Source organism: bacterium, from assembly GCA_023230585.1.
GTDB lineage: Bacteria > Ratteibacteria > UBA8468 > B48-G9 > JAFGKM01 > JALNXB01.
In genome coordinates, this window is sequence record JALNXB010000005.1 from 36,215 (window position 1) to 51,696 (window position 15,482).

At 34.4% G+C, this 15,482-nt stretch carries 18 protein-coding genes and 1 tRNA gene; 4 read left to right on the forward strand and 15 right to left on the reverse strand.

Going from position 1 to position 15,482, the window contains the following annotated elements; genetic code table 11:
* Positions 1-3: 3 nt before the first annotated feature.
* From M0P98_02085 to M0P98_02110, 6 genes are read right to left on the reverse strand one after another with little or no spacing between them, the layout of a single operon-like run.
* Positions 4-912 carry a LysM peptidoglycan-binding domain-containing protein gene (locus M0P98_02085; protein MCK9265663.1) on the reverse strand — a complete coding sequence of 303 codons (909 nt, stop codon included), beginning with the start codon at positions 910-912 and terminating at the stop codon, positions 4-6.
* Positions 913-914: 2 nt separating this feature from the next.
* A complete protein-coding gene (locus M0P98_02090; GenBank protein ID MCK9265664.1) occupies positions 915-1,577 on the reverse strand; it encodes an OmpA family protein in 663 nt (220 codons plus the stop codon).
* A gap of 58 nt (positions 1,578-1,635) precedes the next feature.
* Positions 1,636-2,865, reverse strand: coding sequence for a hypothetical protein (locus M0P98_02095; protein ID MCK9265665.1), 1,230 nt, complete (start codon positions 2,863-2,865; stop codon positions 1,636-1,638).
* A 2-nt stretch (positions 2,866-2,867) separates the two neighbouring features.
* Positions 2,868-3,641: a TonB family protein gene (locus M0P98_02100; GenBank protein ID MCK9265666.1), complete on the reverse strand. Its 774-nt coding sequence runs from the start codon at positions 3,639-3,641 to the stop codon at positions 2,868-2,870.
* Positions 3,599-3,997: a biopolymer transporter ExbD gene (locus M0P98_02105; GenBank protein ID MCK9265667.1), complete on the reverse strand. Its 399-nt coding sequence runs from the start codon at positions 3,995-3,997 to the stop codon at positions 3,599-3,601. Before M0P98_02105 ends, M0P98_02100 begins: the two co-directional genes overlap by 43 nt.
* Positions 3,998-4,022: 25 nt before the next feature.
* Positions 4,023-4,625 carry a MotA/TolQ/ExbB proton channel family protein gene (locus M0P98_02110; GenBank protein ID MCK9265668.1) on the reverse strand — a complete coding sequence of 201 codons (603 nt, stop codon included), beginning with the start codon at positions 4,623-4,625 and terminating at the stop codon, positions 4,023-4,025.
* 215 nt (positions 4,626-4,840) lie between these two features.
* Between M0P98_02110 and M0P98_02115 the strand changes: the two genes are divergently transcribed.
* The 3 genes from M0P98_02115 to M0P98_02125 are packed head-to-tail and all read left to right on the forward strand — an operon-like array spanning position 4,841 to position 7,672.
* On the forward strand, positions 4,841-6,172 hold the full coding sequence (locus M0P98_02115) for a DegT/DnrJ/EryC1/StrS family aminotransferase (protein MCK9265669.1): 1,332 nt from the start codon (positions 4,841-4,843) through the stop codon (positions 6,170-6,172).
* A gap of 28 nt (positions 6,173-6,200) precedes the next feature.
* On the forward strand, positions 6,201-7,229 hold the full coding sequence (locus M0P98_02120) for an alcohol dehydrogenase catalytic domain-containing protein (GenBank protein ID MCK9265670.1): 1,029 nt from the start codon (positions 6,201-6,203) through the stop codon (positions 7,227-7,229).
* A 23-nt stretch (positions 7,230-7,252) separates the two neighbouring features.
* Positions 7,253-7,672 carry a secondary thiamine-phosphate synthase enzyme YjbQ gene (locus tag M0P98_02125; GenBank protein ID MCK9265671.1) on the forward strand — a complete coding sequence of 140 codons (420 nt, stop codon included), beginning with the start codon at positions 7,253-7,255 and terminating at the stop codon, positions 7,670-7,672.
* On the opposite strand, the gene M0P98_02130 is transcribed toward M0P98_02125, so the two are convergent.
* Both M0P98_02130 and M0P98_02135 read right to left on the reverse strand, forming a co-directional pair.
* The gene (locus tag M0P98_02130) at positions 7,673-8,050 is read right to left on the reverse strand and encodes a RidA family protein (protein MCK9265672.1); all 378 of its coding nucleotides are present in this window, start codon (positions 8,048-8,050) and stop codon (positions 7,673-7,675) included. It abuts the gene before it with no gap.
* Positions 8,008-8,514, reverse strand: a complete 507-nt coding sequence (locus M0P98_02135; GenBank protein MCK9265673.1) for an NAD(P)H-dependent oxidoreductase — start codon at positions 8,512-8,514, stop codon at positions 8,008-8,010. The genes M0P98_02130 and M0P98_02135 overlap by 43 nt, the downstream gene beginning before the upstream one ends.
* Before the next feature lie 60 nt (positions 8,515-8,574).
* Here M0P98_02135 and M0P98_02140 point away from each other — a divergent pair, with 60 nt between their 5' ends.
* Entirely contained in the window at positions 8,575-9,687 is a 1,113-nt protein-coding gene (locus tag M0P98_02140; protein ID MCK9265674.1) for a PilT/PilU family type 4a pilus ATPase, read from the forward strand.
* Between the two features lie 78 nt (positions 9,688-9,765).
* Here M0P98_02140 and M0P98_02145 read toward each other — a convergent pair whose 3' ends face one another.
* The 7 genes from M0P98_02145 to rph all read right to left on the reverse strand — a co-directional run bounded on the left by M0P98_02145 (position 9,766) and on the right by rph (position 15,479).
* Positions 9,766-11,088, reverse strand: coding sequence for an amidohydrolase (locus M0P98_02145; protein ID MCK9265675.1), 1,323 nt, complete (start codon positions 11,086-11,088; stop codon positions 9,766-9,768).
* A 36-nt stretch (positions 11,089-11,124) separates the two neighbouring features.
* On the reverse strand, positions 11,125-11,742 hold the full coding sequence (locus M0P98_02150) for a fumarate hydratase C-terminal domain-containing protein (GenBank protein MCK9265676.1): 618 nt from the start codon (positions 11,740-11,742) through the stop codon (positions 11,125-11,127).
* Positions 11,739-12,680 (reverse strand): fumarate hydratase, encoded by a 942-nt coding sequence (locus tag M0P98_02155; GenBank protein MCK9265677.1) that lies wholly within the window; start codon positions 12,678-12,680, stop codon positions 11,739-11,741. Before M0P98_02155 ends, M0P98_02150 begins: the two co-directional genes overlap by 4 nt.
* A gap of 6 nt (positions 12,681-12,686) precedes the next feature.
* Positions 12,687-13,958: a hypothetical protein gene (locus M0P98_02160; GenBank protein ID MCK9265678.1), complete on the reverse strand. Its 1,272-nt coding sequence runs from the start codon at positions 13,956-13,958 to the stop codon at positions 12,687-12,689.
* Between the two features lie 92 nt (positions 13,959-14,050).
* Positions 14,051-14,122, reverse strand: a tRNA-Met gene (locus tag M0P98_02165).
* A 57-nt stretch (positions 14,123-14,179) separates the two neighbouring features.
* Positions 14,180-14,767, reverse strand: a complete 588-nt coding sequence (rdgB, locus tag M0P98_02170; GenBank protein ID MCK9265679.1) for an RdgB/HAM1 family non-canonical purine NTP pyrophosphatase — start codon at positions 14,765-14,767, stop codon at positions 14,180-14,182.
* Positions 14,739-15,479, reverse strand: coding sequence for a ribonuclease PH (gene rph / locus M0P98_02175; GenBank protein MCK9265680.1), 741 nt, complete (start codon positions 15,477-15,479; stop codon positions 14,739-14,741). The genes rdgB and rph overlap by 29 nt, the downstream gene beginning before the upstream one ends.
* Between the last annotated feature and the right edge of the window lie 3 nt (positions 15,480-15,482).

Genomic DNA, 15,482 nt, shown 5'->3' on the forward strand with positions numbered 1-15,482 from the left:
ATATTAAGGGATTGTAAGTTTTTGCCCTACAAAGATTTTGTCGGTTTGAAGGTTGTTAAGTTTTTTTATTGCTTGAGATGTTGTGTTGAAGCGGCTTGCAATCACACCTATACTATCTCCCTTTTTTACAATATAGGTTTTTGTCCTATTTGAAGAGTTCTCTTCTTTGATTGTTTTTTCTTCGTCTTTATTCTCAGTATACGTAGCAGGCAAACTGTTTGTCTTTGACAATTCTGTCTTTAATCTATAAAGTTCGCTCTCTTGCCTTGTAAGTTCATCTATAAAAATCTGAAAATTCTTTCCGGTTGTTTCTTCCATTTGTGAAATTTGTGAAGAGTTCTTTTCAACCTCAGATAATATTTTATTCAAAGAATCAGCAACTTTCAGTTGAGATTGGTTTATTTCTAAAACATCACCTTGTATAGAAGAAAAGTTTTTACTAAGTGAAGATATGGAAATAATAATATCGTTATAAGTTTCTTTCAACCCTTTAATATCTCTACGTATTTCAAAATCTTTCTGCTGATTCACAAGGTTTTCCTTTTTCATCTCTTCTGCAAACTTATAATCCAACTCATCTATCTTCCCAATAAGTTTTCTGATATCTTCTTCCATTGTAGAGATTTTTGTTGAAAGAAGTGCCTTCTCATTTGATAAGTCTTCTACATCTTTTGATAGTCTGTCATTTTTTTCTGACAAAATCTTAATATTGTTAGAAAAAATCGAGTTGTTTTCATTGATATTTGTTTCAAGAGCTTTTATACGTTCACCTATAACTTTTGAAGTAGCATAAAAATCATCTTGAACGTTTGTCACTTTACTCTGAACAAACCCTATATCATCTTTTGTAGCAACACAACCTGAAAAAAGCAGTAAGACTACACATAAAAATAGAAGACTTAATCGTTTCATATTTACTCCGCTATTTTAAATTCTACCCTTCTGTTTTTCGCCCAAGCTTCTTCGTTACTTCTTGGATCAACAGGATTATCTTTACCGTAACTCACAGTATATAGTCTTTTTGGAGAAACTCCTTGTTCAACAAGAAACCTTCTAACACTTAACGACCTCTGTTCTCCAAGAACAAGGTTATATTCTCGGGTACCTCTTTCATCACAGTGACCTTCTATCAAAATCTCCATATTGGGGTTTTGGAGAAGATATTGGCTTATCTTTATCAAAACTGGCACATCCGCAACTCCTATATCATATCTATCGTAGTTGAAATATACATTACTAAATATTTGTGCTAATTCAGGAGAAAACTCCGAAGGTGACTTAAATTTCTTATCTAAAGGGATAGGTTGTAAAGGGATGGATTCTCCTTTAACTGCTTGCTGTTTTTCTTGTGCAGTAGCCATACCTTTCCCAGTAGAAACGTCTGTGGTTCCTGTTGATTCAGGTGTTACAGTTGTTAAAGGGGTTACGTCTTCAGTAAAAATAGATAACGCAGAAGGTTTGGTTATATCTGTTTCTCCCTTCTCTTTCAAATGCTTGTCTCTTACGTCTTTAGAAGACTGGCACCCTACAAAAAAAGATATAATTAAACATATTGATAAGATTTTAAGAACTCTCATTTTACCTCCTATCGTTTAAAAAATGGTTTACTTTATTATACAATAAGACTTTGTTTTGTCAAAAAGGACTCCAATTTGGGCTGAACGCATTATATTTACTACTTGTTATTCTTCTCCTATCTCCTGTGAGTATATCTATAACCATAATCGTATGAGGACGCCTTTTAATATCAGAATATACTATGTGTCTACTGTCTGGTGCCCAAGAGATCTCTTCGCTTCCAAGTGTTTCGCTTACTATTTTCGTTTCCCCTGAAGATACATCATAGATAGCTATACCAAAATTACCTGCTTTCATAAAAACATACGCAATATAGGTTCCATCAGGAGACCAACTAGGCGAGGTTGAATACCCAGAAACATAACTTATCCTTTTAATTTTTGTTCCGTCTCTTGTCATAGTATATACCTGAGCAGTTCCTTGTCTGTCAGAAACAAAAGCAATCATTTTACCAGAAGGAGATAAAGACGGTGATGCATCAGTGGTTTTACTATATGTCACTCTTTTAAGGATTTTACCATTAAAATCTGTAATATATATTTCAGGATGTCCTGTCTTGCTTAAAACTACTGCCATCTCTTCTGTTTTTTTGCAAGGAGAAGCACAAGCGTTTAACCCTGGTTCTGCAAGGATTATAGTTTCAACGCCTGTTAAAATATTTTTTTTAACAAGTTTAGGCCACCCATCTTTATAAGAAATCAAAAGAATTTCTTTGTAAGGGGTAAGCCACTTAGGGTAGTGAACAAGAAACTCTGAGTTGGTCAACTTTGTTAGATTGTCTCCATCATAATCTATTTGATAAATCTGGTATTTACCAGAAGAATCAGATACAAAAAGAATCTTACTTTCAGCAATACCTGGTTTACCTGTTAGGTGTAGCATAATATCATTACAAATTTTATGTGCCAAAATATGTGGGAACTTTGTTTTTTTATAATTTTTTTCAAAAAGAAGTTTCTCGTCAAGCCTATCTTCAATACTTATCTTTACACCGTCAGATAGTTTGTCGCCAAGTAGAAGGATTTGGGTAGTATACTTCTTCTTTGCAACAGAAATATTGTCCGTAAATATAGATTCGTTCACAGAAAAATATCCAGAGTATTCAAGATCTCTACCTAAAACCGAAACAAGTTTTTCCCAGTAGTTATCTTTATTTTGTGAAAAAAGAATCGATATATCAGCTTTCTCTTTAAAATTTTTTGTTATTTTAAGAAATATCGGGGAAGACGCATAAAGATTTACCGAAAATAATAATATAAAAAATAGTACGCAACTTTTTATTTTCACTGTTACACCTCCGTGCTAAATTCAATAACAATATCTAAATATGGTTGTTTTATATCAGAAGGAAAGTTGGGTATGTTTTTTGTTGATTTGACAGCTTCAACAACAGAGATATCAAACCCTCTATTTCCTGAACTTAACTCAAGAGAAACACTTTCTATCACGCCACTTTTGTAAACCCTAAAAGAAACGGTAGTCTTCCTGATACCCAGAACATTGGGCACCTTCCAATTCTCTTTTATCTTACTTTTTAAAAGCATAACATACCAGTCTGGAATAGCATCTCGTTGTCTTACAACTGACATCTCTAAAGAAGTACCTTGTAGTTTTTCAATCTGTACAGATTTTCCTTTATAGACTTCCTTTTCTGTTTTAACTGGTCTACTTTCTATTTTAGCAATTAGTTTTTCTTTGAAACTTTCGCTTGAAAAAGAAGAAACTTCTTTCTTTTCTGTGCTTATAGAAGTTTTTTTAGATTTTTGTTCTTCAGAAGTTTTTTTGGATTTTGGTCCTTCTTTGGCTCTGGAAGGTTCAGGAACAATCTTTTTTTTCTGAATCTCTTCTTTTGTTTCGACCACTTGACTGGTCTCTGATAATATTTTTGATATAGGGATATTTATTAACTGAATATCTATCACTTGATGAGAAATTATATTATTTTTTTTCCACGGTGAACCAACAAGGATAAAAAGCCCAAAACAATGGATTAGAAAAGTTATACCTAAACTCTTCTTTTTTATTCTATCTGTGTAGCCAGTCCAATCTTCTCTATTTTGCATTTTTTGGATATATCGAGGACTTTTATAATATTTTTGTAAGAGACTTCTTCATCTCCTTTTACTATAACAGAGATGTCTTCCCCTTCGTTGACCCTTTTTTGAAGTATATTGTGTATCTCTCTCAAGGTAGCTTTTTTACCTTCAAGGTAATACGTATTATTGGAAGCGACAGTAATAACTACGCTTTTTTCAATCTTTATCTCCGCAGGAGAAGAAGCTGGAAGATTAACTTCTATACCTTGCTCAATAAATGGAGATATGATAAGCAAGATGACAACAAGTGTTAAAGCCACATCAACAAGGTTGGTTATATTTAACTGAGGTAGTGTTGTATTATTATTTCTTCTGCTTAACATATTAATACTCTCCAATACTGTATTTCTATTCAGTATGCTTCAAGTAGTTCACTATAAAAGGAAGAACAGATTCCATTCTGTCTAAAATGTTGATAACGCGTCCTCTATAATAATTATATCCTACTGAGGCAGGAATAGCGACTATCAAACCAGCAACAGTTGTAATCAGAGCCTCCGAAACCCCAGCAGCAACAACCTTGACAGAAGAAGAACCTGCAACAGAAATACCCATAAACGACAACAGAAGCCCCCAAACCGTACCAAGAAGTCCAAGGAAGGGCGCAATTGTTGCTATGGTTGCAAGAGAGGTAATGTTTTTTTCAAGTTTAGACTGCACTTGTAAGAAAGCTTTTTGAAGGTATATATCTATCTGCTCCAATCCTGTTTTTTGTTTAAGTTCTATTCCATATTCAAGAACTGAGTTTAAAGGGGATTTTGTAAAATTTTTTACTTTACCGCTCTTAAGATTCTTTTCAAAAAGTCTATTTTTTTTCTCTACGTCTTTCAGAAAAAAGAGTTTTTCTATAAGTATATACCAAGAATAGAATGAAAGTACGCCGAGAGATACCATTATAATTTTTCCCGCAATATCACAATGTTGCCACGAAGCAATCCATATATTTCCCATAATTAAATATTATATACGATTTATAAGTTTAAGTCAATAAATTTCCTTGTTTTACAAGGTTTTAAATGGTTATTTTATGGTGCTTTATAAGAAATAAAAGATATAAAAATAAAAGTGATACCTTTACCCTCAATTTTGATAAGTAAACTTGACAACACTTGACAGATTGACTACACTTAAAACAGTTCATTATAAAAAATAATATGGAGGGAAGTATGAAAGAGAAATTAGCTATAGAAGGTGGTAAACCTGTTTTAGAAAGAAGTGATTATAAAAACTGGCCTATTGTTAACAACGCAACCCGTGCTTACATTAACGAAGTAATGGATAGCGGTGTTTTCGCTGGTGGAACTGCTCCGCAGGTTTCTGCACTTGAGAAAGAATGGGCAGAGTATCTTGGTATAAAACATTGTCTTACAACATGTAGTGGTACTGCTGCATTGCATATGGCTCTTTCAGCTATAGGGATAAAACCAGGTGATGAAGTTATCACCTCTGCATTTACTTTTCTTGCTTCTGCTTCGTGTGCTATACATCAGAACGGTGTGCCAGTATTTGTTGATATTGATAACAGAACATACAATATAGACCCTTCTAAAATTGAAGCAGTTATAACTGAACGAACAAAAGCTATAATTCCAGTACATATACAGGGATTATCAGCAGATATGGACCCTATCCTTAAAATAGCAGAAAAACATAACCTGTTTGTAATAGAAGATGCCTGTCAAGCGCACGGAGCCACATATAAAGGTAAGAAAGTAGGCACTATGGGCGATGCTGCTGCTTTTAGTCTTAATAACTATAAAAACCTGTCTGGAGGCGAAGGTGGTCTATTTGTAACCAACGATGAGGTTCTATTACAGAAAGGTAACCTAATAAGATGTTTTGGTGATGAAATTGACGAAGTTAGCCACAGAAGAAAATATAATGCATCTATCCTTGGGTATATGTATAGAAACCATGAGTTGCCTGCAGCGTTTACCAGAGGTCAACTTAAACATCTTGATGAATATAATGAAATAAGAATTAAAAATGCCAACTATCTTACAGAACAACTAAGTAGAATACCAGGAGTTATCCCTCCATATTGCCCGCCAGAATGTAAACACGTATATTTTATGTATAATGTAAGGTTTGACCCACAGGCGGTTGGTATAAATTGTTCCCCTTTAAGGTTTAGGACAGCCATAGAAAAATCTCTATATAAAGAAGGTGTTTTAGTAGGACAGTGGCAAACTATGCCTGTTCCAGCACAAGATTTGTTTCAAAGTAAGCTTGGGTACGGTGGTTCAAAATATCCTTGGTCATTAAATGAAGATAAAGGAATCGATTATAACTATAATGTTGACCAATTCCCTGTTGCTAAAAAACTATGTGAAAATTATAGCGTAGTTCACGGTGTTCATGCACCTAACGACTTAAAACTGATGGAAAAGATAGTTTGTGCTTTCAAAAAAGTTTTTGCAGATATAGATACTGCTCTTAAACACGTTGACGACCCTGTTTATCCGGGAGCTGACGGTAAATTATATGGAGCAGGTTGAGTATTGAATAAAGATAAAGGAGATGAGAATGGAAAGTAAAGGACTTTATGGCAAAAAACATCTTGATATTCAAACAAGAACAATAAATATTCCACCACCTGATGAAAACCATGTTATAGTTAAAATACATGCTTGTGGTGTATGCGGAACAGATATAAATTTTGTTAATGATTGGGATGGTGACCCTATGGCTCTTGGGCACGAAATTGCAGCAGAAGTTGTTGAAATTGGAAAAAATGTAAAGAATATCAAGGTTGGGGATTCTGTAATAGTTGAAGATTGCTCTATGTGTGGGGTCTGTAAAGATTGTAAAAGTGGGCATGTTGAGTTTTGTAGAAATATGTATGATATGGAAGGTCAACCTGGTATGGCTGAATATATGTCGGTCAACTTTAACTCTCTTAACAAGTTTGATGGTCTTGACTATGTATCAGCATCTTTAACTGAACCTCTCGCGGTTTCTCTCACCTCTGTGCTTAACGCTGAAATACCTTTAGGGGGGAGTGTTGTAGTGCTTGGACCTGGTCCATTGGGATTGATGTCAGCCAAAATTGCAAAGTTGAGAGGTGCAGGATTTGTCGGAATAACTGGGTTACCTAAAGATAACCCAAGAGAGGAAGCAAGACTCAATCTGGCGCAAAAATGGGGTTGCGACCTTGTCCTAGAAAACGGAAAACATAATATTGAAGAAGAAATTAAGAAAGTTTTTCCTGATGGCGTGGATAGGGTAATAGTCTCTTCTCCACCACAAAGTATGGAAGATGCGTTTAAGATTATACGGTTTGGAGGTATTATTACTTTTTATGGTCTACATTTCGGAGGAAAAAATAAAATTAGTGTAGATATAAATGATATGATATTTAGAAAAATCACTCTGAAACCCACTTTTGCTGAGCCAGCAATAAATTTTCCTGTAGCTATAAACCTTCTTAAAGAAGGTCTTTTACCAGCTGCTGATATTATTACTAATACATTCGGTTTTACTCAGGCAAAAGAAATAATGTCTTCTATTATTGATGGTTCTCAACCTATTATAAAAGCTGTTTTTGTTCCATAATTAAAAGAAAGGAATATGAATATATGAAAAGTTGGAGAAAAGAACTCTATTTCAATATACCTCAACGGGTAGGATTGGTTAATATAACAGAGGAAGTACAGAAAGCTATTGATGAAAGTGGAATAAAAGAAGGGTTATGCCTCGTTAATGCTATGCATATAACAGCCAGTGTTTTTGTGAATGATGACGAAAGTGGTCTACATAAAGACTATAAGGTTTGGCTTGAAAAAATTGCTCCTCATCAGCCTATTTCTCAGTATGCACATAACAACACAGGCGAAGATAATGCTGACGCCCATATAAAAAGACAAATTATGGGCAGAGAAGCGGTGTTAGCTGTAACCAAAGGAAAACTTGACTTTGGACCTTGGGAACAGATTTTCTACGGTGAATTTGATGGAAATAGAAGAAAACGGGTATTAATAAAAATTATAGGGGAATAATCACCCTTTAATAGCAATACATTCTATCTCAACCAAAGCTTTTTTAGGAAGGCAAGCAACCTGGACTGTGCTTCGTGCTGGTTTATGTTTAAAAAAACTTGCGTATACAAGGTTCATCTCATTAAAATCTTGCATATCTTGTAAAAAAACCGTTGTTTTAATCACGTTTTCAATCTCACATTTTGCTTCTTTTAGTATTACTATTATATTGTTTATAACTTGTTGGGTTTGTGCTGAAATATCTCCCTTAATTATCTCGTTAGTAGAAGGGTCTATAGGAATCTGACCTGATAGAAAAACAAGGTCCCCAGAGACTACTGCTTGAGAATAAGGACCTATTGCCCACGGCGCTTTGTCTGTTGAAATTGTTTTAAACATTCTTTGATGCCTCCTTGTATAGTAGGAAATTCTTCATCTACTTTTCTTCCTTTTACAAATCTTTTACCTAAAACTTCTGCACCTTTTTTGTTAGATAAATTTTCAAAATTGTTCATTGCTCTATCTTTCCCTTTTCCGCTTCCATAAGTTAAAATAAGAAAAACTTGCTTTCCTGATAAATCTAACTGTTCAATGAAAGAACGCATAGCAGGGGAGATATCAAAAGCCCACACAGGACTACCCAAAAATATAAGGTCTGTCTCTTTTACGTCAGGTATTGATTCAAGGGTAACACTTTTCTGCTTAAAAGCATCTATACAATTTTTCACAAAAGAACCAGTATTTTTTGTTTCTAAACTTGATATTGAAACATTAAATTCTTGTTCCTCAAGTGTCTCTTTGAGTAAATACGATAACTTTCTTGTTCGCCCTGATAAAGAAAAGTAGATAATAGCAATTTTCATATTTATATGGTAATATATATGTTGACATATTTCAATTTAATTTTCAACAGGAGCAGAATAATGGTAAGTGATAACAATTTGATTTTTGCGTTAATGAAAAAATCTAAAGAGATTGGTGCATCTGATATACATATTCACGTTGGTTCTCCCCCTGTAATGAGGATAAAGGGAGCTCTAATTAGGGTTGATGATGTGCCACTTCTTACCAATGAAAAAATAGACGAAATTGTGAAAGATGTGTTGGTAAAAGAGAGAGATAAGGTAACTCTTGAAGAACAAGGTAGTATAGATATTTCTCTTAGCGCACAAGGTATTGGAAGATTTAGAGTTAATTTTTATCGCCAAAGAGGCTCAACATCTATTGTTGCTCGTAGAATTTCTGATAAGATTCCTGATTTTCACTCCCTACACCTACCAGAATCTATGGCAAACACTTCTCGTTTTATTAATGGACTTGTCTTGGTAACTGGTCCTACTGGAAGCGGAAAATCTTCAACTCTTGCAGCTATAATCAATGATGTAAACAAGAAGAAGGCGTGCCATATATTATGTATTGAAGACCCTATAGAGTTTCTTTATACAAACGATAAGGCAATTATTACCCAGAGAGAAATAGGAATAGATGTAGATTCTTTCCGTGGTGCTCTTAAATATGCTGTGAGAGAAGATCCTGATATTATACTCATAGGAGAGATAAGAGACACTGATACAGTAGAGTTTGCTCTTCACGCAGCTGAAACAGGGCACCTTGTGTTGGGGACTTTACACAGTTCTAACGCTACACTTACTGTTTCAAGATTACTCAATTTTTTCCCCCAGAACAGACAACCACAAGTAAGAAAAGACCTTGCTTTACACTTGAGAGCCGTATATTCTCAGTTACTATTGCCTTCAATTAAGGAAGATATACAGAGAGTACCGGCTTGCGAAATTATGTTTGTAAACTCTCTTATTTCCCGCCTTATAACAGAAGAGAAGGATGAAAAAATAATTAAAGCAATCAAAGCAGGTAAAGAAGAAGGTATGGTTGATTTTGAGAATTCTCTTGTAAACCTTGTGAATACTGAGTTTATAGATAAAGATACTGCTCTTCTACATGCAGAAAATCCTCAAAGCGTAGAAATGAAATTGAGAGGTATATATTTAAGCGAAGAGGGCGGCATAGTAAATTAGTTCTTTCCCTATTACACAAACTTATTGTTGTAACTTTAGCCATAAGAAAAACAGGTTATCTATTGTAATTTATAAACCTTATTTCGTATAGTTGTGAACCGTTTTCTTAAAGGTTTTCTCCTGAATAGCAAGGTATTCTTCTTTTGTAAAGGGCATTTTTGCTTCTTTTATTATCGTTTTTGCTTCCACAGCACCGTCCCATAGCAAGTCAATTGCACATAAAGCAAGCATTTTAGCAGATGTTACATAAGCCATTTTTTTATCTTTTATATTATAATTGTTCCCATGGGATGAGCCTTCAGCACCGCCCAGATAAGGATGAATTGAAGGAATTACTTGAGAAACATCTCCCATATCTGTAGAAGAGGCTCTCGGTGGACTATAGAAAAAATTTTCTTCAGGTATAAAAGATAAAACATTCTTTTTATAAATTTCTATCAACTTTTTATTCTGAACCGTCGGCATATATCCAGGGATTGTTTGTATAGAAACCTTCGCACCTAAAGCAAGGGCTCCTGCTTTTAAAGCCCTATCTGTTTTGTTAGCTGTTTCGATTATAGATTCAACGCTTGACGCTCTCACCTGAGTTTCCATAATAACTTTAGGTGGCACCACATTTACAGCTGGATTAAGTATTTCATATACTGAATGAACTCTAACCCTATCATTATCTTTAAATGTTTCGTTCTGAGCATTAAGAGCAGTAAGTGCTATATTTGCCGCCTGTAAAGTATTTATACCTGAGTGGGGACCAGCAGCGTGAGCCGCTTTACCTTCAAAAGAAGAAAATTTAAATACAAACCCATTATGAGATTCCGTAAACCCTGCTTTGTTACCCATTGTTGTATGTATCATCATTGCCATATCTACATCATCGAAACATCCAATTTTTATAAATTCTTGTTTACCTGCAAGAAATGATATTTTCCCCTTTTTTCTAAGTGATAACCTATACTCAATATCATTAAGTTCTTCTGCAGGGACAGCCATAAAAGAAATATTGCCTGACAAATAAGGCATAATACCGCTATTTTTAAAAGCAATAGCAGCTCCAAGCAGACCTGCTATCTGAGCGTTATGTCCGCACGCATGAGCTGCTCCTGTTTGTTTATCAGCTAAAGGATGGTCAGGAACAGGTAGAGCGTCCAATTCTCCAAGCAGAGCAAGAGTTGGACCCTTTTTACCACCTTTCAAATCAGCACGCACGCCTGTTATTGCTAGCCCTGAACGAAAAGGTATATCTTTTTTTTCTAATATTTCCTGGACATAGGAAGAGGTTTTAAATTCTTGAAACCCTTTTTCTGGCATCCTAAAAATCTTCTCCCCAATTTCTATTATTTCTTTAGAGTGTTTATCTATAACCTTACATATCTCTTTTTTTGCTTTTTCTCTCTTTTTCATAAAATCTCCACTTTTTAGAAGAGCAATTCAAAAATATTAGATTTCTGTATATTTGTAATCTAAAGGAATTCGATTTTTATCATATACCTGTTTAAGTTTATCTTTTGAACTAACAACAATATTATTAAAATAGTTGTTACCTTTACTATCAATATCTACAAGGAAAGGACCAAAATTTTTTACATCAAAAATCCACGTCGCTTCGGTGGCACCTATATCTTCAAGAAAAAACACTCTCTCTACCCTCACAATCTGTCTTGCTAAAAGAACAGGGTATATAGCTATAGGGGCAAGGTGTACCGCACCAATTTTTTTCATAGCGTCCGTAGTTGTCTTTCCCATTGTTCCTTTCCCTATAAGAGCCCTTGTTTTTAGTTTTTCAATAAGAATACCTGCATACTTTTCCATTCTTATGCTTGTTGTGGGAGTTAAACCTAATACCTCCCAACTCGAATTATCCTTTTTCATCACAGGACCTACGTGCATCATTACATTTATATTTGAATAATCCAGTTCAGGAAGAATGTTTTCCTCCACCGCTCTTATATAAAAGGACTCTCTACCGGTAAATATTTTTCCAGTAAGAACAACCTGTTCTCCAACATTTAGGTCTCTTGTCTGTTTTTCATCAAGAGGTAAAATAAGTTCTCTCATTGGGTTTCTCCTCTTTCAAACCAATCTGGATAATCAGCAAATTCAATTTTTCCATCAGGGTATATTCTCGCAGTAGCACGACGGCATACTGAACACTGACAGTTGAAAGCAACCGGAAGAGCAGCAGTATGAGAAGCAGCATATTCTATATGGAGATCCAGAAGCGAAACTCCTCCCCCCAGCCCCATTGAACCTATCATAAGAGAGTTTATATCTTCCATTAAAGAAATCTCCATATCTGAAATAAGTTTTTCAGGGTGCCTGCTACCAACAGGTATTAGAAGTGCAGATTCTTTTGCCAGTTTCATGCATAAATCAGCTGTACCTCCTATGCCTACGCCTATAAGATTGGGCGGACAACTCTTCCCCGCTTCCATTGCCCTTAAAGCAGAATCTATAATAAATTTTTTTATACCTTTAATTCCATCCACAGGTGTTGTCATTCTATAAAATGTGCCAAAAATTTCTGACCCCCCACCTTTAGGAGTAAATGTTGCTTCTATATAATCTATCTCTGAAGAAAACTTTATCTCTATTTTTGGAAGAAACTGTATCACATTAGTTCCTGGATTATACCTTGTTAAAGGATGTACCATAGTTTTACGCAAGTAATTTTTTTGTGTTGCTTTTTTTACAGCGTCGCAACATATTTCATATATAGAAGAGAATCCTTTTTCAAGTAAAACATTGTTACCTACCCTGAAATAAAAAAGAGGATACCCAGTATCGGGACACGCCAACAAAGATTCTTTTTCACAAGTATTCAGATTATCAAGGGTTGTTTTTATGCTATATTCGGCCATACTACCTGAAACTTCTTCGTTGGCAATTGTCTTGATACAATCTTTCACATCTTCAGGGACAGTTGTAACACTCTTTACAATAAGGTTATCCAACACTTCTTCGATTCTTGAATTAAGTATTACATTTTTTTTCATAATTTCTCACATTAATTTTCTTAGTTCTTTATACGCTTCTTTTAAAAGAGAGGATGTATCATTCTTTAAATTGAACGCATCTTCTTCCCATTTGTTTATCTGGGATAATAGTTTTTCGTTATCTATATCTCCTGAATATTGTTTGTTTTTAAAAGAGAAAAACCCGTTAAGTAAAGGAAGATAAGTATTAGTGTAAGAGACAGGGATAGGAATAAAAAAAGAATATAATGGATTGCTACAACAAGCATAATTTAAAGAATTCATTGGGTTTTCTTTATCAATAATTTGAAATTGAGCCGATACTGTATCAAACATATTGCATCTACCATTTTTACATAAACTGTTAGGAAGATTTTTTGTGTCTCTTGTAAAAGAAGAGATAACTTTTGGTGAAAGGGTATCAATATTTTTTTTAAGAAGGTATTTTAACCTTTTTCTACGGGTAAGAGTATTTTCTGATGGTGGTTTAGATTCCCATTTTTTTGCCGTAGGAGTTGTAAAATTGTTAGTAGTAACCCAACTTCCTTCTAAAATAAATTTAGAAGTATATTCCTGAAAATTGTTTTCTACCAGAAGCCCTTTTTGAGTATCTGTAAATAAAAATATATTACCTTTCTTACCGCTAGCGCCTCCTAAAACTTTTTCATCGATCAGTTTTTCTATCAAAGGAGGGATATCATCTACCGAACTTGCTCTCTCAGAAATATATCTCATTATATGGCATTGGTTTAGTAAAGGTTTACCAGAAGGGTCTTTAACAAAAGAACCCGTATTATTAGCCCCAGCTAAACACTTCTCATTAAAAAAATGAGCATATCCCATATTTCCTATATCTCTACCTGCTTGAGAAGATAAAAACCCTTTACTCTTCAAAGAAAAAAACGATTGAGGGAAGTTTTTTTGATCTCTTATTTTAAGCAGTATATTTCTTTTTGGTTCGACAAGTAGAAAAGAAGAACAATTTAAAAAGTTATCTTGATAAAAATTTGGAGGTAAATTAGAATAAAATCCGTGAGGCAAACAATTTAACAAAATTAAGTTATCTACATCAATACCAGTAATATCTGATTGACCTTTAATTTCCTCAAGCCAATGAGGTGAGATACGAGAGAGTATGGAAGTAAAATCTTTTATCCGAGCATTTAAAATATTGGTAGGAAGTTTTTTTATACTCTGTATTTTTTTAATTAACTTGACATGTAATAAAAGTGTTTCTTTTGTATACTTACCTATTTTTTTACCGTTTTGATAAGCAGTACCACTTAATTCAATGAACATTTTTCACTCCAATTGAACTACATCAAAAGGTTTTATTCTTTTAATATTTCAAGTAATAAACCTTTTACTCACACTTAGCAATTCAAAAAAAGTAGCGGGATGGGGATTCGAACCCCAGACGGGCCGGGTATGAGCCGACTGCTCTGCCACTGAGCTATCCCGCCAAAAAATAAATCTTTTATTTATTATTATATGAGATTTACTATTTTACTCTTTTTTTATTATTTTTGCAAATAAAGGGCAAGTTGTTTAAACGCATTTGCTCTATGGCTTCTAATATTTTTCTCTACACTGGTTAGTTGTGCAAAAGTTTTTCTTTCAGGTAAAACCATAAAGACAGGGTCGTATCCAAACCCATTGTTGCCTTTGGGTTCAAAAGAAATAAACCCTAAAACCTCACCTTTAAAAATTTTTATCCCTTTTGAGTCAATAAAAGCGATTACTGTCACAAATTTTGCTACCCTATCTTCAATGTTTTTATAGGTTGATAGCAAGTTAAGAAGTTTTTTTATATTTTCCTGGTCATTACCGTGTTCTCCAGAAAACCTTGCAGAATTAACCCCCGGTAAACCACCAAGTTTATCAACCTCAAGTCCAGAATCTTCACCAGCAACCGGTTCTGTATGAAGTTTTTCTTTCAAATGTAAAGCTTTCGTAAGAGCGTTCTCTTCAAAAGTTTTCCCTGTCTCTTCAGGAAAAAATATATCTGAAGGTGTTGGTAGAACGGCAATATTTGTTAATTGCATTATCTTCTCAACTTCTTTAATCTTATTAAGGTTTTTAGTAGCCAAGTAAAAATAGGATTTCATCTTTCAGTATCTCTCGCTCAATTTCAATAATCTCTTTTATACCCTTTTCTGATATTTCAAGAAGTGAAGAGAGTGATTTTTTATCAAAAGGCGCTCCCTCTGCTGCACCTTGTATTTCAATAAATTCACCATTACCTGTCATAACAACATTAAAATCAACAGACGCAACTGAATCTTCTGAATAATCAAGGTCTATCAAATGTTTTCCATAAACTATGCCAACACTTATAGCAGCAAGGTAATCCCTTAAAATCGGCAACTTAATCTTGCCTGATTTTTTAAGTTTTGAAAGTGCCTCTACAAGAGCTATAAATGCTCCTGTTATTGCTGCTGTTCTTGTGCTGCCATCTGCCTGTAAAACATCACAATCAACATAAAGTGTTCTTTCTCCGATTTTTTGCAAATCAAGAATTCCTCTCAAAGAACGACCTATCATTCTTTGTATCTCTTGGCTTCTACCTGCAAGATTAGAGTTTCTTTGGCTTCGCTGGTTTGTTGAGGCTGGAAGTAACGAATACTCAGCAGTAAGCCAACCGTTCCCAGTATCTCGTAAAAAAAACGGGACTTTATCCTCTTGGTTAACAGCACATATAACCTTAGTGTCTCCAAGTTCTATCAAACATGACCCGAGAGCATATTTAAGAAAACTTTTTGTAATTTTTAGTTCTCTTATTCCCGATTCACTTCTGTTGCCTCGTCTTTTCAATTCCATTTT

Coding starts and splice junctions, on each gene's coding strand:
- M0P98_02085 (MCK9265663.1), bottom strand. CDS start 912: ATGAAACGATTAAGTCTTCTATTTTTATGTGTAGTCTTACTGCTTTTT.
- M0P98_02115 (MCK9265669.1), top strand. CDS start 4,841: ATGAAAGAGAAATTAGCTATAGAAGGTGGTAAACCTGTTTTAGAAAGA.
- M0P98_02090 (MCK9265664.1), bottom strand. CDS start 1,577: ATGAGAGTTCTTAAAATCTTATCAATATGTTTAATTATATCTTTTTTT.
- M0P98_02120 (MCK9265670.1), top strand. CDS start 6,201: ATGGAAAGTAAAGGACTTTATGGCAAAAAACATCTTGATATTCAAACA.
- M0P98_02145 (MCK9265675.1), bottom strand. CDS start 11,088: ATGAAAAAGAGAGAAAAAGCAAAAAAAGAGATATGTAAGGTTATAGAT.
- rph (MCK9265680.1), bottom strand. CDS start 15,479: ATGGAATTGAAAAGACGAGGCAACAGAAGTGAATCGGGAATAAGAGAA.
- M0P98_02150 (MCK9265676.1), bottom strand. CDS start 11,742: ATGAGAGAACTTATTTTACCTCTTGATGAAAAACAGACAAGAGACCTA.
- M0P98_02130 (MCK9265672.1), bottom strand. CDS start 8,050: ATGTTTAAAACAATTTCAACAGACAAAGCGCCGTGGGCAATAGGTCCT.
- M0P98_02125 (MCK9265671.1), top strand. CDS start 7,253: ATGAAAAGTTGGAGAAAAGAACTCTATTTCAATATACCTCAACGGGTA.
- M0P98_02135 (MCK9265673.1), bottom strand. CDS start 8,514: ATGAAAATTGCTATTATCTACTTTTCTTTATCAGGGCGAACAAGAAAG.
- rdgB (MCK9265679.1), bottom strand. CDS start 14,767: ATGAAATCCTATTTTTACTTGGCTACTAAAAACCTTAATAAGATTAAA.
- M0P98_02155 (MCK9265677.1), bottom strand. CDS start 12,680: ATGAAAAAAAATGTAATACTTAATTCAAGAATCGAAGAAGTGTTGGAT.
- M0P98_02100 (MCK9265666.1), bottom strand. CDS start 3,641: ATGCAAAATAGAGAAGATTGGACTGGCTACACAGATAGAATAAAAAAG.
- M0P98_02110 (MCK9265668.1), bottom strand. CDS start 4,625: ATGGGAAATATATGGATTGCTTCGTGGCAACATTGTGATATTGCGGGA.
- M0P98_02140 (MCK9265674.1), top strand. CDS start 8,575: ATGGTAAGTGATAACAATTTGATTTTTGCGTTAATGAAAAAATCTAAA.
- M0P98_02105 (MCK9265667.1), bottom strand. CDS start 3,997: ATGTTAAGCAGAAGAAATAATAATACAACACTACCTCAGTTAAATATA.
- M0P98_02160 (MCK9265678.1), bottom strand. CDS start 13,958: ATGTTCATTGAATTAAGTGGTACTGCTTATCAAAACGGTAAAAAAATA.